The following is a 16,631-nucleotide window of genomic DNA, read 5'->3' on the forward strand; positions in this document are numbered from 1 at the left end:
ACAAAATCCATAAATTCTTGAAAGAGGTTGAAAATGTATGATCGTTCCAAAGAAGTTTTTTCACATTTCGCATTATAAAAAGATGCTACCTGTAGTATTACTTTCATGTGTAACGCTTATAGGCTGTTCCAATAGTAATATTCAATCCGAACCTCCGAAACAAACAAAACAAGAAAATACAAGTAATCATTCTTTTGTTAAACTTGAAAAAGAATATGATGCTAAACTTGGTATTTATGCATTGGACACAAGTACGAATCAAACTGTTACTTATCGTTCAGATGAACGTTTTGCATACGCATCTACCCACAAAGCACTTGCTGTTGGAGCACTGTTACAAAAGAAATCAATAGAAGATTTAGAACAAAGAATTAAGTATACTAGCAAAGATCTTGTGAATTACAATCCAATTACTGAAAAATATGTAGATACAGGTATGACTTTGAAAGAACTTGCGGATGCTTCCATTCGATATAGCGATAATACTGCACAAAATCTTATTCTTAAGCAATTAGGTGGGCCAAGTGAATTCAAAAAATCACTGAGAGAAATAGGAGATACTGTCACAAATCCTGAACGTTTTGAACCAGAATTAAACGAAGTGCAGCCAGGAGACACTCGTGACACTAGTACCCCAAAGGCATTAGCTACTAGTCTTCAAGCTTATGCGCTAGGCGATATACTTTCAATTGAGAATCGGAACTTTTTAATAGATTTGATGAAAAGAAATACTACGGGGGACAACTTAATTCGTGCTGGAGTTCCAGGAGAATGGGAAGTAGCCGATAAGACTGGCTCTGGATCTTATGGAACAAGGAATGATATCGCAATCATTTGGCCACCAAATAAGAAGCCAATTATTCTTGCGATACTTTCTAATCATGCGAAAGAGGATGCGAAGTACGATGATAAGCTTATTGCAGATGCAACGAAAATAGTGTTAGATGTTTTAAAAGTAACGAATAAATAATAATAGTCATGAATGTAAGCTGCTCCTACTTTACGGTACATATCGTTTGAAAGACATTTACGTATATAAACGCTAAGAAGTATCATTGAATGTATTTAAATTATTCAATACCAAATAATAAGCATCTCTTGTTAAAAGGGTGATTATGTTTTAAATGAGCAAATACTTTATATATAGCTTTTGAGTAATCCAATTTTAGTTTTTTGAAATTTAGTATGCAGCACTGGAATACACATTTATTCACTATAGTTGTCGAATATTCTGTGCTTAATTATCTCCAGACTGATATACTATAAACACAATTGTTCTTGAAGGGTGATGATATTATGTATGAACAACAAAATAATAGGGATAGAGATCAAAAAATGATGTTTTCTATGCAAGGAATTCCCACAAATAAAGTTAACATGAATCAATTACCTAAATGGATTAGAATTTTCGGCTATTGTGCGTTTGGTTGGATGATAGTATTTAGTTTCATTATGATTGTAGGTTTAATTCTTCAATAACTATACAGATAAACAATTAAACAGGACGGTATTTAGATCATATATCTAGGTAATGTCCTGTTTTTCATATATAATTCCTCATTGATATAGTTAACCGGTCATAACAAAAAGAACCTGTAGAATATTCTACAAGTTCTTTTTTTAATATTGTTAAAAAAGGAACAACAAACTATCTTAACATTCAATACAGGGAGACCATTTTGATTATGGCTTGGTTTTATTGTATATCAATTATTAATATTTGAAGAAATATTTTTTTAATATTATGTGAATTAAAAACCTAGAGTGTTTATTTTAAATTTCATTTACTACTAACTTCTTCTTACTTAAATAAACTGCACGATCAGATTTTTTAGCAACTTCCTGTGAGTGCGTCACAACAATAATACATTTATTTTCTTTATGTGCAAGTTCTTGAAACAGTTCTATTATATCCATTGCCGTTTCTTCGTCGAGGTTTCCTGTTGGCTCATCCGCAATCAGTAAATCAACATTACAAGATAATGCTCGAGCAATTGCTACACGCTGTTGTTGCCCGCCACTTAGTTGCAGAACGTTACGTTTCGCTTCTACTTCTGTGAGTCCTACCTTTTCTAATAATTCTAATGCCCTTGCAGTTTTATTTTGCACTTTAACACCTGTAATTTCCATTGCTGTTAGGACATTTTGAAGAGCAGTCATATAGGTAATCAAATTATAAGATTGGAAAATTACAGATACATGTTGATTGCGGTATCGATCCAAACCAATTTTTCGAATATCTTTTCCATTATACAGGACATAACCATTTTTAGGGACATCCAGTCCGCAACCTAAGCTCAGAGTTGTGGTTTTACCAGATCCAGATGGTCCTAAAATTGTGTAGAAATGCCCTTTTTGAAAAGAAAAATTAACATTATCTAGTATCGCTACATTTTTCCCATTACTTTCATAATAATAATCCAAATTTTTAAATTGTAAAATCGTTTCCATATCGATCCTCCTTATTCATCTTTTAAAAGAATTTGTTTTGGATTTAAACGTAGAATTGATAATGCTGGAAGAAGCGTTGCTAATATAGCAATAGCTAGTCCTATCCCTCCCATTTTGCCTACATCTTCTCCTGTTATACTTACATCAATTTTATCAATCGGATCCTCTTTTTGATTTTGTACAGTTCCACCAGGTCCAGACATCATTACAGTCCCATTTTGCGGGTTGTTTGTTTCTTCGCTTGCTGTAGCAACTTCACTTGAAAGTAAATTATCCCCTATATATTGAGAAACTTTAGCTCCTGTTGTTATGGATAATCCAAAAGATAAAATAGCAATACATACTACTTCTACTACGAACTGCGCCATCAGCTTCCACTTTTTTTCTCCAATGGACAATAGAATCCCCATTTCTTTACGACGTCCTTTAATCGATAACATAATGATTAATCCTAATATAATCGCACCTGCAATTGATACAATATAAATAATCATTTGAGAAGTAGATGAGATATTTTCGATAGGCCCAATCATTTGTTTGTACAATGAATCATGTGCATCTAATTTATAGTAATTAAAATTAATCTTAGATTTTTTTGCTTCTTTTTTAAATGCTTCAATGTTTTGTGGGTCTTTCAAGAAATACACGACTTGAATGCTACTTATACCTTGATCTACTTCAAATTTTTTCATAGTTGAATGCGGCATATATAGTTTATTAGCTGGATCCATTATAGGAGGGGCCTGTTGACCCATTGCTTGCTCATTCGTTTCGTAAATACCGATAATTTCAACCTCGAGGGTTTCCTTCTTATCCCCTGATTGCACTTTAACTTTGTCTCCTACTTTCAAATTGTTTAATTCCGCTAATCGTTTTTCCATTAAAGCTACATTCTGATCTTTCATCTGTTCTGTAATTGGTTTCCCATCAATGATTTTACTTTTTCCGTTCTTAAAGCTTTCTTGTAATGCAGTCTTGCGAACTCCCTCAATCATAAAGGAAGCATTCATATCTATTTCTGTACCGGAGCTTGAACCGCCTCGTACAGCCGCCATTCCCACTTTACCCTTTCCTTCTTCTTCTTCTTCTGAAGCTCCTACTAGTTTAAGTCCATCCGAGATTCCGAATGTATTGCTTATGTAATTATAGTCTTTTACATACTTTGACTTCGCTAATTGATCTGCTTCTTTCGTGTTGAGCTTCGGTGGATTAGGCATCTCTCCAGTTTCCTGAGCCTGTTGACCTAATTTGTCAAAATCAAGACTTAAAGTAACATCTGCACCTAGTTTTTTTCTTGCTGCATCCGCAGCTTTTTTTGATGCATTTTGGATTGTAAATCCTGCCAACACTAAATTTGTAACAATTAGGAAGACTGCCATCAAAATTAATGATGTTCCTACTCTTTTTTTCATACTGAGAATTGCTCTTTTCATAAAGTTCATTTTTTTCTTACCTCCTTGATAACTTATATTCTATATAGGTTATCTAGAGTCTATATGGAGCTAATCGGTAGTTTATCTAGAGATATAAGGAGTTTATGTGTAGTTATGCAATGACTTAGTCAAGAACTATTGGTAAGGAGGTAGTCTTATTGGTTAAGATTCATTGAATGAGAGCATAAAAATCTATGCTTATTATGTAATTTCTATAGAGCAAATTAAAAGCACCCTATTTGAATGGTTATATGTGTGTTTGTTAAATATGAAAATCTATTAATGAGTTGGTCGGATTTTTTAATAATAATATTGTGTTAAAAAGCCTAACATATCATTTTATAAGTTAGGCTTTTATGTTATCTATAAGAAAAAGTTATAGAGACTCATAATATTTTATAATTTAACCTATTGTATTTAAACAAGTAAAATAAAAGTAACAAGTGCATACATTAAGGAGGTTTTTTAATAGTGACAGAAACTATAACATTTAGGATTGCTACGGCAGATGATTTAGATGATATTGTAAAAATGCTTGCTGATGATGTTTTAGGCAATAAAAGAGAGCGCTATGAAACACCACTCCCTGATAGTTATATAAGAGCATTTCATGCTATTGATTGTGATCCAAATAATGAGTTGATTGTAGCGTGTGATGGGACGGAGATTGTTGGTCTTCAACAAATTACATTTACGCCTTACATTGCACGTCAAGGGGGTTGGAGAGCTACTATTGAGGGGGTACGGACAGTCTCATCAAAACGTGGTAAAGGTATAGGAACTAAACTTATTAAATGGGCTATTCAACGTGCTACATTGCGGGGATGTCATTTAGTACAGTTAACAACAGATAAAGAACGACAGGAAGCGTTGCAATTTTATAAGAAATTAGGATTTAAAGATTCTCATGAAGGATTAAAACTTTTTCTTTAATGAATATTGTTATTTATATAGCAAAAAGACGCATATTGTAAGGTTCATTGACTATCGGCTTCGAAAACTATAGTAACTATCACTGTATAAAATATACAAATTGACACATTGTTTATCATATAAATTACATCACTTCAAACGGTGTATCTTTTGATACGTAAATAAGCAAGTTAATGTTCTCTCATATGAATGAGAATATTAATTTGTTTTTTAAATTGTAGTATAAATTATTTATGGTTTTATTATATTATTAGTTTTATAATATACAAATTCATCACCTGGTTTTATACTTCAAGCACGTAATATTAGGTAAAAAGAATATCTTTAATTTAATATACAGCATAAATAAAACATAAATTTTGTCCATGTTTTAAATAATATGTATTTTGGAGGAAGTTAATTTGATTCTTTCAAAACTCATTGATCGATACGCCTTGTATGATTTGCACAAAAAAAGAAGTGGAGAGTTTCAATATACTTCTCTTTCTAACACCGCACTAGATATAAAGGACATAGAATTTTTTTATAAAGTACAACCATCTAATATTCATTTTAACATTAAGCATGCAAAGCAAGAAAAGGAATACATGGTTGGACAGTTCAAATATAAAAGCTCGGTTCAATCTGGTGATTCACGCAACGATTCTGTAACTGGGGAATTATTTTTACATGAAAACGAAGATGCACCTCATGTCATCTTCGTTCACGGTTGGAGAATGGATTCTAACGAACGTGTAAAAAAAATATTTCACGACCATATGACTAACTTGAAGTGGAATATGTATTATTTTACTCTACCCTATCATTTTGAAAGAAAACCCAACCAATCCCTATTCAGTGGAGAGTACATGGTAAGTGCTAATATTGAACGAACTGTACAAGCCACTAGACAAGCGGTAGCTGATTTACGAACTTTGATTAAATGGATTAAAGCAAATAAAAATGGTCCCTTGATTTTAATAGGAATCAGTTTAGGTGGGGTTATTACAAACCTAACAGCTCTTGTTGAATCAGACATTGATGTATTGGCATCCATTTTCTACGCGAATCGACTTTCATATTCAATTTGGAAGACAAATCCAGGTAAATTCATTAGAAAAGATTTGGAACATCATGGTGTAACGTATAATGATTTAATAGATTATTGGAAAATCACTGAACCGAGTCAAGCATTACCAAAAGTGAAAAAAGAAAATATTTTATTAATTTCAGGCAAGCACGATCTATATGTGCACCGTGAGGATACGGACTACTTGTGGGCATCTTGGGAAAAACCTACTCGATATATTTATACATGTGGGCATGCTGGGATTGTTCTTAAACGTAAAAAAATTGCAGCTGATACTATCAATTTTATTCAGAATCAATTGAACTCCCCACACTTTCCCAATGTGATGCTTTAAAGTAAGAGATTACTAAGTACAGGATTTTATACTTATAATGTTTTATTTTATACTGAGCTCATTTTTAAATCTTTCTATTGTCATCTCCCTTAACCTTGCATGATTGGAAAATGATATAGAATTTAGGAAGTAACTATGAAATAACTCGCCATATGGAAAAGCGCTACTTATTCACCAGATATTATTGTTTACCCTGTTTATGCAATATTACATATAAAAAAGAGAAGAACACTGGTGAGTTCTTCTCTTTTTGTTTATCTTTTTTATTAAATTGTAATATAATTACAGTATGTGAAATTATACTAATTTAACTTTAAAAGCGAAGTGAGCATAATCGTCACTTCGCTTTTTGCATGTACAATCCTTATTACATGTACTAAATTCAGTATATACTTCCACATGACTTGCTTTTATTTAATCGGTTTCGCTGTTTTTAAAACGAATGAACTTAATGCAGGAACTTTAATTTTATTATTATGGACAACATAAATTGTTTTACTACCTGCCTGCTTACCATCTGCTAGTACTTTCCAAGGACCTTTCGATGGAAGCGTTATGTCAACAGCCTCTCTATTTGCATTGTGTGCCACCATAAAGTTTTCATTTTTATTCCCATTGCCCTTTCCATCTATTGAATAAGCCACAACATTTTTGGGAGCATCTATAAATGATATATGCTTTTTAATTTGCTCAGTAGATGTCATTCGAAAAGCTGGGTACTTTTTGCGTAAATCTATTAAGCCCTTCATATAATCTACTTCATTATTATATGCTGCACGGCGTAACCAATCCATCTGGTTAATTGAATCAGGAGATTTGTAACTGTTATGATCACCATATTTCGTGCGCATAAACTCTTGCCCTGCATGTAAAAATGGAATTCCTTGTGATGTTAATAAAATTGAAGAAGACAATTTGTGCATTTGTTTTCGCACTTCTGCACTGTCACCTGGATTAGTTAACTCAAGTTTATCCCATAATGTATGATTGTCATGTGCTTCCACATAAGTTAATACCTGTTCCGGATCTTGATAGGTAGACGAATTTGTATCGTAGTCAATACCTGCCGTAATACCTTTTTTAATACGATCTTCCATGTTTTCCTTTCCATTTATAAAACCATTTTCCTTTTCCTCAAATACACTACCTTTCAATCCATCACGTATATTATCGTTAAAATGAGCAATCCCTTTCATTTTTTCTGCATTTTTTTGATTTGCTTTCAATTTAGCTGCAAGAGGTGTATTTAAATCCCAACCTTCCCCATGCAGAATAATAGAAGGGTCAATTTGATTAACAGCTTTACGTATTTCATTCATCGTTTCATAATCATGAATGCCCATTAAATCAAAACGGAATCCATCTAAATTGTATTCTTTTGCCCAGTATGTTACAGAATCAACCATAAATTTCCTCATCATTTTTCGTTCTGAAGCAGTATCGTTTCCTACTCCAGTTCCATTTGCAAATGTTCCATCTTCATTGTAACGATAATAATAACCTGGAACTAACTTATGAAAATTAGATTCAGCAGCACTATACATATGGTTATATACTACATCCATCACCACACGAAGATTATTATCATGCAGTGTTTGAACCATTTGCTTTAATTCAGTTATTCGAACAGTCGGCTCATAAGGATTTGTAGAATAGGAGCCCTCTGGAACGTTGAAATTTTTCGGGTCATATCCCCAGTTGTATTGCGGTTCATTTAAAGTTTCTTCATTTACAGAAGCAAAATCAAATATCGGTAAAAACTGAACGTGAGTAACACCTAGATCCTTTATATGATCAAGTCCTGTTTTTACACCTTCTGGCCCTTTTGTTCCTTTTTCTGTTACACCTAAATACTTCCCTTTCTGTTTAATATCACTTTCAGGTTGGATGGAAAGATCGCGTACATGTAACTCATAAATAATAGCATCTTCCGGATTTTTAAATTTTGGCTTTTTGTTTGCTTTCCATTTTTTCGGATTTGTTTCTTCTAAATTAACAACCGCACCTTTATCCCCATTTACAGAAGCAGCACGCACATACGGATCAACTGCTTCAGTCCACTTATCACCAATTTTGACTTTATACGTATAAAAGAGCCCTTTTTGGTTCCCCTTTAGTTCTGCAGTCCAAGTTCCTTTGTCACTTTGCTGCATGTTTATTTCAGCACCTATTTTATCGTTCCAGTTTTTATATGTAACTAACTTCGCTTCGCTTACAGTAGGAGCCCATAAACGGAACTTTGTATGTTGCGCGGTATATGTATTCCCTAAATCGTTACCACTATAATAAAATAAATTATCAAATTCCTCGCTACGAATGACTTTACCAATTTCAGTATTCGTATCAGCTAAGTTTTCTATTTTAACTTTGTATGTTTGTTTTAAATCAATTTTCTGTTCCGTAATTATTTTAACCTTATTAGTAATATCTCCACTGTTTATATCATAAGGACTAATATTCTTAATTTTAATGCCTTTAATTTCAATTTTCTTTTCCTTAATATTAAACGGGACATTAGTCGTTACAGTAATTTCATGGAAACTATCAATAGTTGCTTTTTGAATTGAGAGATCCGATGAAGGCTTAGAGTTATATACTTTTTCATCACCCGAAAGAATCCATACTTCAGCACGACCGTCCTTTATATTTTCAATCCAACGATCCCCACCATCTTTTTCCCATTCATTTGTTCGAACTATAAATCCTACACGATTATAGTCACCGTCTATTTTTATCTTAGCGTATTTTCCAAATTCATCTTCACCAGTAAATTCATAAGATGTACCATTCGCATTTTCTCCCCATAACCAAAGATTCCAGTCTTTTGTATTTCCAAGCTTTTCTTTGTAATGAATGATAATTTCAGTTGTTTTTGAATTTGAAACTGCCTTCACACTCTGAAAAGGGAAAACAGATGATAACATAACGATTATAGTAAGGAATAAAACTGATTTGTTAATTAATCTTTTTGTCATTTGCACCACATACACCCTTTCTTTAAATAGTACGAGCGATTTATTATGCGCGTCTAAATTACACTGCTTAAATTAATTTAGAAATCTCTTGTACTTCACCCCCATATTGGCTATTTTCACGTCTGTATTTCAATGATCTTTTAATACGAAAACGTTTGCATTAAAACTTAAAAAAATAGATTTCTTTATGCCTTCATATATTTGTAAATACTAAAAGATCAGGGAAATCATTTTAAAGCAATCGTTTGTTATCGCTTTCATTCTATAGCACTTTCTATTAAGAGGTCAATATATTATTAATTTTCTGTTTTTATATACTTTTAACCTTATATATTTTTCGCAACGTATTGAAGATAGACAGCCTAATTATCGCTTAGTAAGTTTATGTTCAATAATGCATTGCTGCATAATAAAACAGCTAATATCCTTAAAATGATATTAGCTGTTTTTCATAATGTATTAATATACGAATGATAACTATATTTCTAAATTACTTAATTTTTGCTGCATCAAATGCTTTTTGAACTGCTTGAACTTCAGCTGTATTCGCACCATATTTATTAGTTGCCACTCGAATACATGCAGACTTCAATTCTTTGAAATTAGAAGTCATGTTTAACTCATCTGTATTTGCATAATAGAAAATATCAAACATTTTATCTTCACCAATTCCTTTAACAGTTACTCCGTTATGAGTTCCGCCTTTTGCAATGAGATACGCAACTTTATTAATAATGCTTGAATTAAAATGAACGCCGCCTTGATCCCAGCCATTAAAATCGTTAAATTCACTGTAATCATCTGGATAAGGTACTCCAAGTGAAGATGGCACAGAAGCTGGGTTTTCCATATCACGGAAAACAGATCCGGTTTGTTCTCCCATTGTCCAGTTAAATGTTCCGTTATTTACGTATTTCTCAATAGATGTTCCCATAATATCAGATAGCGCCTCATTAATCGCGCCAGATTCACCGTAATATTCAAGATTAGATTCGCTAGAAGTAACAGCATGTGTAAATTCATGTCCAGCTACGTCATATGCTTTAACGATAGGATCGCCATATACAAGCATACTTCCATTATTAGCACTTAATGCATTCTGCCAATTTTTCGGATCATTCGTATCTTCAGAATCCCAAGCATGTACAACTGAAACTACCTTTTGTCCCTTATTATCAAAACTATTACGCTTGTATTTATCTTTATAAAAATCAAATACCTTTGTTGCTAAGTAATGAGCACTTACTGCTTTTGGATCGTTAAATGTTGTTGAAGTACTAGTTGCTAATGTACCAGGATAATAGCTTTCTTCTTTAGTAATATCTTTGTAATTCACATCATAAGTTTCAATTCCTTGCCCTCTTGTATAATCAGCAAGCGCATATTTGCCATTACTTTGTTTAGAAATACCAAATGAACGAGAAATACCTAAATCATCTTTTCCTGTTCCAGTTAATGATGTAAGACTGCTTTTTTTACTTTCCTTTAAGGCTCCAACTAGTTTTTCACTTGCTTTTAAGTTAGATTCTTGTACCATATTTTTTAACATATCGCCATTTTGCGCATTTACTAAATAAGTTCCAGAAACATAGTTTGGTGTTGCAGCTTCAAATGTAACTTGGTATGCATTGCTAGCTTGTCCATTATTTTCATCAACAAAAATAACTTCCTTAATTTCTGGTTCAGAAATAAACTTGATATCGTTCCCGTACTTCGTAAAAATATATTGTTTTGCTTCATCTTTTGATAGATTAATAGGTTTTTTCAATTCTTCTTGTTTTAAATTTTGCGCGCTATCACCTGAAACACTTTTAATAACCCCTTTATTATCTACGTGTGCAGTTAATTGATGGCCATATACTTCTTTTCCTTCATATGTTTGCTGCATACGTACAAGTGTAGTTCCATCATACGAACCACGTTTTTGAAGGACTTTATAATCTACTCCTGCTTCTCCATTGACTTGTTTTTGGGACAGAGCTTGCTCTGTTTTCTCCTTAAGTGCATCCTTTACTACATTTTCTGGTGTCTTTTGTGACGGTTGTGTCAGTTCACCCGAACGGAACGATTCTTCCTGAATTTGAACTTGTAGTTGATCTGTTTCCTCTGCATGACCTATTCCATATGGTGCCACAGCTGTTAAAGCTAATCCTGTTGTTAATGCTACCTTAGTTAATGTCTTTGTGTTTTTCATTTTTTCACCTCGTATAATTTTTGAAATAGAAAGCTTGTACAAAGTATACTGTCTATTCATGTCGAAAAAAAGAGAAAATACAAAATTTATGTAATATTATGCAAAATTACATAAATTGTGGTCAATATTGTAAATAATGAACGGAACACATATGTACATTAATTTGAATAAAAAAAGAGTCCTTTTTGGCAGCGCTCATCCAATTGGTTAGTTATTAATTACCTATATTTATTCTAATAAAAGTACACTTACATCTAAATAACAACATAAAAACCCACTCTTTACTATTGTAAGAGTGGGTTTAATGCTATTAAAATAACAATTACTATAAGAAACCTTATAATTTATATTTTTTAGTAATCCTACTAAGTTTTTTATAAAGTTCACCTTTTGTCTTTGTATGATTAAACTGATTTGGATTAATATTAGCTTTTTGTGAGAGTGCTACAATCTCTTCTTTAGTAATTGAATCTTTAGTATTTATAGATGCTATATTTGTATATTTTCCATCTTCTGTTTTTGGGATTTCTAAAATCCCTTTATTTACAAGATCAACTACAGCTTTATGCTCTGAAGAATGTGTATCTACACCAGTAATTTTCCAATTACGCATAACTTTTGGCGTGTATACACCGTTCTTTACCTCTTTTAAATATGTAATAGCAAGGTTACGAATGGTTCCACCTGTTTCTCCGAATGCATTCTCTTGTTTAGATGACCAAGTTTGTTCAAATTTACGTCCCTCTAAAGCTCCCCCTTTTGCCTGTAGAGCCTCCATTCTATACGCATTCATTCCTAGCGTCATAACATCGCTCATTTTGATTGGTTTATTTGTACGAATAGAGCGCAAATTTGTAATTCTACTTCCATATGGTTTTGTTAAGTCAATTTCGTATTTTACGCCTCCAAAGAAATCGTTCGTACTGTATTTAGACGCGCGACGGTTTTTATCAAAGCTAACTGTTACATCTCCAGCACGAGATGAGTTAAAATATCCTGCTGCCCATTCCATATAGTCTTTTAAATCTTTTCCAGTTATCTTGTAAACTGTAATTTCTCCCAAAGCATATTGATAATTATACGCAATATCTTTCTTCTTTATAGGCCCTATATCCAAACGGGCAGAATCATTATCAATTTGATGGGCTACTACATCCGCTTTACTGTAATGGAGCATAACTTCATGAAAGAAATCTGATAAAGGTGTCTCTTGAATCTGCACACTTGGAATACCCTTTATTTCATTTTCAGGAACAAGGTTTCTCCCCTTTAATTGAGCAACTACAACATTTGCATCTCCTCTTGCATACTCATGAAAAGGTGTTAATGTTTCTTCAAGTGCAGAATCAGATAATACTGTTGTTCCATCAGCATTTTTTACAGGTATAGCGGTAGCTGTTTTATCTTTTAAAACAAGCTTTCCATCTTGCTTTGTAAAAGTAAGGTCAATACGTGAAATATGCGTTCCATATTTATCTGGTTCTGTAATAATTACGCCATTTACAACTTCTTTTTTTACAAGTTTATGCATATGAGCCGCAAAAATAGCGCTTAGTTCCGGACAAGCATTCGCAATATCTTGAACACCAGTACCTGGGATTCCATTCTCATTTTCTAGTCCCATATGCATAACCCCTACCATTACATCTACTTTACCTTCTAATTCTTTAATTGCCTTTTTTGTCTCTTCTACTGGATTTTTCACTACTAAACCATCCAAATGATCTGTCCCTTTTTCAAAATCACTAATCATTGGTGTATTCATACCAATAATCCCCACTTTAATTCCACCTTTTTCAACAATCGTATATGCAGGAAGAAAACGCTCTCCATTTTCCTTATAAATATTTCCTGCTAACGTCTTTCCTTTATATTGCTCACTAACTTTTTTCAATGTATCTAATCCAAAGTTGAATTCATGATTTCCAAATGCCCAGGCGTCATATCCCATTGTATTCATCGCTACCATCATTGGCGATTGTGGCTTATCGTTGAATAATTCTACTGAGTTTCCTTGAATTGTATCCCCGGCATCTACTAATATGGTATTTGGATTTTCTTGACGTACCTTCTTTATAACGGTATAAAGCTGCGTCAAACTTCCACTCATATTTGCTCCATCAAGCGCATAATCCCAAGGCATAAATCTACCATGAATATCTGCAGTACCTAACAATGTAATGTTAACATCAGATTCCTCAGCCTTAGAAATAGCTGGTTTGACTGTTACTGCTGTTACAAGAAGCATAAGAATAATAAAATAGCATACATAGTTCTTCCATTTCATTTTTTGCATAATAACAATATTTCTCCCCTTTTTGTACTGGCATAAAGTTGCTTGAACTTTAAAAATGTAACTTATTATTCGGAAAAATTCAACTACAAAAGATAATTTTGGAGGTGGTTTTACTGTGAAAATATAGAGAATCAAATGCATATTTCCCCTAACAGAATAGTATGTTATCGTTTTCTAACAAAATACTTCTTCCTCCAACGTGTGAAGAGCGCTAAACCAACGGTAGATGTATATGTGCTTTCAAAATTTTGGACATATAACTCATTTTCGGATTTCATTACCAATTTACTTCCTTCTATATGAAAATACTGAGATCACTTCCAAAAATAATAACCCCGCTCTTCATTTAAGACGGGGTTCCACTTATACAGCAAATCGGATTCAGTTTTTTTTCGAATGTTCGTTTCCTCTTCAGGAGTAAGATCTGCTAGTTTCGTATTTTCTTCTGCTTATTAGTTGCGTTCAACTACATTCATCATAATTTTAATCAGGATTTGAATTTTATCACTCGAACCCTTGATACTATCCCAAATCGCCCAATAAAAAGATAATGATTTTTACTTTTCAACTTCACAAAGCAATTTTATCTCTTTAATTTGTTCTATATGACGCTGTTCATGCAAATAGATCAGTTCTATCCACTGATCTAGAAGTAATTCTCCAAGAGCTGGATGCATCACTGATTTTTTCGCTAATATAGATTCATCTTCTATTGTACGCAGGAAACGCATTAATTCTTTTCTAGCGTTGTTTAACAAATCAATCATTTGCTGTACTTCAAATGTTTCTATACTTGGTTCAATCATTTCTGGAGCTATAAATTTTATCGATCTATCTAATACAATAGCGTGAATTTCTTTACGCTCATTTTGGATACTATCCATCTTTTTTAATCCTGACGAAATAACTGTTATAACTCTCTCGTCTAATAAAACTAAGTGATGACAAACTTGTGCTATACTCCATTTATCCTGATCTGGTTTTCTATTAAATTGAGCATCACTTAACAAAGTAATTTCCTCAAATAATTGCTTTCTCGTTTCATCAAACTTGTCATTTACAAATGTATTCATGTGAATTCTCCTTTCATTAGAACCTACATACTTAGATTCCTACGTTAGAAATATTCTCTATAGAAAAAAGATTTTCCTTCACTACTATTTCAATCAAATCTTTTCTTGCTTTAATAGTTTCTCTAATTCACGACGAAATATATGCGTTTTCTCAAAATCCTTGAGGTTTTCATGTGCTACAGCTACACCATAATACTTTCCACTGAATCCTTTCGATACAACTACGTAAAACGTTCCTAATTATCAATCTAGCATTAAGTAAATGTAAAAAATCACCCTATTTATTCATTTTTCATGCGTATGTATGTACATTTGTTAATTTATTCGATATATTATGGGTATTGAATGATTACGAAAAGATAATAGGTCGCTCGTATAACACCTTATATTTTTATATCCGTGAAAACTGCAAAATGTATGAAATTCCATTTGTCAAATGAATTTAATGCGGAAGGAGGTTTGTGGTTACTTCATCGGGATATAATAATCAGTTTTGAACTGATAAAAATATAGGAGGCGACATAATGTTTCGTACGATTTCAAATTTCATGAGAGTAGCTGAGATAAGAAACAAAATTCTTTTTACACTAGCGATGCTAATTGTTTTTCGAATTGGCACATTTATTCCAGTTCCTCATACTAACGCAGAGGTATTAAAGGTACAAGATCAAGCCAACGTTTTAGGTATGCTAAACGTATTTGGTGGAGGAGCATTGCAACACTTCTCGATCTTCGCTGTAGGTATTACACCATATATTACAGCTTCCATCATAGTACAATTACTACAAATGGACGTTATACCTAAATTTTCGGAATGGGCAAAGCAAGGTGAAATGGGCCGTAAGAAGTCAGCTCAATTTACTCGATACTTTACAATCATTCTTGCATTCATACAATCCATTGGGATGTCTTATGGTTTTAATAATATAGCAGGTGGGCAATTAATAACAGATCAAAGCTGGACTACATACTTATTTATTGCGACAGTTTTAACAGCAGGTACTGCATTTTTACTTTGGTTAGGTGAACAAATTACCGCTAATGGTGTTGGTAATGGGATTTCAATGATTATCTTCGCAGGACTTGTTGCGGCAATTCCGAATGTTGCTAATCAAATTTACTTGCAACAATTTCAAAATGCAGGCGATCAATTATTCATGCACATAATAAAAATGGTTTTAATTGGACTCGTAATTTTAGCGATTGTTGTTGGTGTCATTTACATTCAACAAGCTGTTCGTAAAATACCCATTCAATACGCTAAAGCTGTATCAGGAAACAATCCATATCAAGGAGCAAAAAACACTCATTTACCACTTAAAGTAAATAGTGCTGGTGTAATTCCAGTAATCTTTGCTTCAGCCTTTTTAATGACGCCGCGTACAATTGCGCAGCTCTTCCCTGATTCAGGCGTATCCAAATGGTTAGTCGCAAACCTTGATTTTGCACATCCAATTGGAATGACGCTTTATGTCGGTCTTATCGTTGCTTTCACATACTTCTACGCATTTATTCAAGTAAATCCTGAACAAATGGCTGAGAATTTGAAAAAGCAAAACGGTTATGTTCCTGGTATTCGTCCTGGTAAAGCGACAGAGCAATATGTAACCAAAATTTTATACCGTTTAACATTTATCGGTGCAATTTTCTTAGGTGCAATTTCAATATTACCACTCGTATTTACGAAAATTGCTACGTTACCACCTTCTGCTCAAATTGGTGGTACAAGCTTACTTATTATCGTCGGTGTAGCACTAGAAACGATGAAGACGTTAGAAAGTCAACTTGTGAAACGTCATTACAAAGGGTTTATTAAAAAAGTGAATTAATTATAAAAACACAGTTGGTTATTTTCCCAGCTGTGTTTTTGATT

At 33.0% G+C, this 16,631-nt stretch carries 11 protein-coding genes; 5 read left to right on the forward strand and 6 right to left on the reverse strand.

Annotated features, from left to right (window positions below; all coding sequences use genetic code 11):
* Positions 1–37: 37 nt before the first annotated feature.
* Both bla and JDS98_RS01365 read left to right on the forward strand, forming a co-directional pair.
* Positions 38–970: a class A beta-lactamase gene (gene bla, locus JDS98_RS01360; RefSeq protein ID WP_097958649.1), complete on the forward strand. Its 933-nt coding sequence runs from the start codon at positions 38–40 to the stop codon at positions 968–970.
* A 326-nt stretch (positions 971–1,296) separates the two neighbouring features.
* Positions 1,297–1,479 (forward strand): hypothetical protein, encoded by a 183-nt coding sequence (locus tag JDS98_RS01365; protein WP_000273228.1) that lies wholly within the window; start codon positions 1,297–1,299, stop codon positions 1,477–1,479.
* Between the two features lie 294 nt (positions 1,480–1,773).
* Here JDS98_RS01365 and JDS98_RS01370 read toward each other — a convergent pair whose 3' ends face one another.
* Together JDS98_RS01370 and JDS98_RS01375 are read right to left on the reverse strand one after the other, a co-directional pair.
* Positions 1,774–2,451: an ABC transporter ATP-binding protein gene (locus tag JDS98_RS01370; protein WP_000447845.1), complete on the reverse strand. Its 678-nt coding sequence runs from the start codon at positions 2,449–2,451 to the stop codon at positions 1,774–1,776.
* 11 nt (positions 2,452–2,462) lie between these two features.
* Positions 2,463–3,893, reverse strand: coding sequence for an ABC transporter permease (locus JDS98_RS01375; RefSeq protein ID WP_199633464.1), 1,431 nt, complete (start codon positions 3,891–3,893; stop codon positions 2,463–2,465).
* Positions 3,894–4,355: 462 nt separating this feature from the next.
* Here JDS98_RS01375 and JDS98_RS01380 point away from each other — a divergent pair, with 462 nt between their 5' ends.
* Both JDS98_RS01380 and JDS98_RS01385 read left to right on the forward strand, forming a co-directional pair.
* Entirely contained in the window at positions 4,356–4,817 is a 462-nt protein-coding gene (locus JDS98_RS01380; protein WP_000140903.1) for a GNAT family N-acetyltransferase, read from the forward strand.
* 401 nt (positions 4,818–5,218) lie between these two features.
* Positions 5,219–6,220 (forward strand): alpha/beta hydrolase, encoded by a 1,002-nt coding sequence (locus tag JDS98_RS01385; RefSeq protein ID WP_199633465.1) that lies wholly within the window; start codon positions 5,219–5,221, stop codon positions 6,218–6,220.
* Between the two features lie 410 nt (positions 6,221–6,630).
* Here the strand turns inward: JDS98_RS01385 and pulA are convergent, their stop codons facing one another.
* From pulA to JDS98_RS01405, 4 genes are all read right to left on the reverse strand, one after another.
* On the reverse strand, positions 6,631–9,201 hold the full coding sequence (gene pulA / locus JDS98_RS01390; RefSeq protein WP_199633466.1) for a type I pullulanase: 2,571 nt from the start codon (positions 9,199–9,201) through the stop codon (positions 6,631–6,633).
* Between the two features lie 484 nt (positions 9,202–9,685).
* A complete protein-coding gene (locus JDS98_RS01395) occupies positions 9,686–11,389 on the reverse strand; it encodes a M4 family metallopeptidase (protein WP_097958944.1) in 1,704 nt (567 codons plus the stop codon).
* A 337-nt stretch (positions 11,390–11,726) separates the two neighbouring features.
* Positions 11,727–13,685, reverse strand: a complete 1,959-nt coding sequence (locus tag JDS98_RS01400) for a bifunctional metallophosphatase/5'-nucleotidase (protein ID WP_098711362.1) — start codon at positions 13,683–13,685, stop codon at positions 11,727–11,729.
* Positions 13,686–14,242: 557 nt separating this feature from the next.
* The gene (locus JDS98_RS01405; RefSeq protein ID WP_001091625.1) at positions 14,243–14,758 is read right to left on the reverse strand and encodes a DinB family protein; all 516 of its coding nucleotides are present in this window, start codon (positions 14,756–14,758) and stop codon (positions 14,243–14,245) included.
* A 524-nt stretch (positions 14,759–15,282) separates the two neighbouring features.
* Here JDS98_RS01405 and secY point away from each other — a divergent pair.
* Positions 15,283–16,587: a preprotein translocase subunit SecY gene (gene secY / locus JDS98_RS01410; protein WP_000490108.1), complete on the forward strand. Its 1,305-nt coding sequence runs from the start codon at positions 15,283–15,285 to the stop codon at positions 16,585–16,587.
* Positions 16,588–16,631: the final 44 nt, after the last annotated feature.

Origin of the sequence: Bacillus cereus group sp. N11, from assembly GCF_016483605.1 — a bacterium.
GTDB classification, from domain to species: domain Bacteria; phylum Bacillota; class Bacilli; order Bacillales; family Bacillaceae_G; genus Bacillus_A; species Bacillus_A toyonensis.

Excerpts from the sequence above, each read along its gene's own strand:
- bla (WP_097958649.1), top strand. The coding sequence starts at position 38 with ATGATCGTTCCAAAGAAGTTTTTTCACATTTCGCATTATAAAAAGATG.
- JDS98_RS01365 (WP_000273228.1), top strand. The coding sequence starts at position 1,297 with ATGTATGAACAACAAAATAATAGGGATAGAGATCAAAAAATGATGTTT.
- JDS98_RS01370 (WP_000447845.1), bottom strand. The coding sequence starts at position 2,451 with ATGGAAACGATTTTACAATTTAAAAATTTGGATTATTATTATGAAAGT.
- JDS98_RS01375 (WP_199633464.1), bottom strand. The coding sequence starts at position 3,893 with ATGAACTTTATGAAAAGAGCAATTCTCAGTATGAAAAAAAGAGTAGGA.
- JDS98_RS01395 (WP_097958944.1), bottom strand. The coding sequence starts at position 11,389 with ATGAAAAACACAAAGACATTAACTAAGGTAGCATTAACAACAGGATTA.
- JDS98_RS01400 (WP_098711362.1), bottom strand. The coding sequence starts at position 13,685 with ATGCAAAAAATGAAATGGAAGAACTATGTATGCTATTTTATTATTCTT.
- JDS98_RS01405 (WP_001091625.1), bottom strand. The coding sequence starts at position 14,758 with ATGAATACATTTGTAAATGACAAGTTTGATGAAACGAGAAAGCAATTA.
- secY (WP_000490108.1), top strand. The coding sequence starts at position 15,283 with ATGTTTCGTACGATTTCAAATTTCATGAGAGTAGCTGAGATAAGAAAC.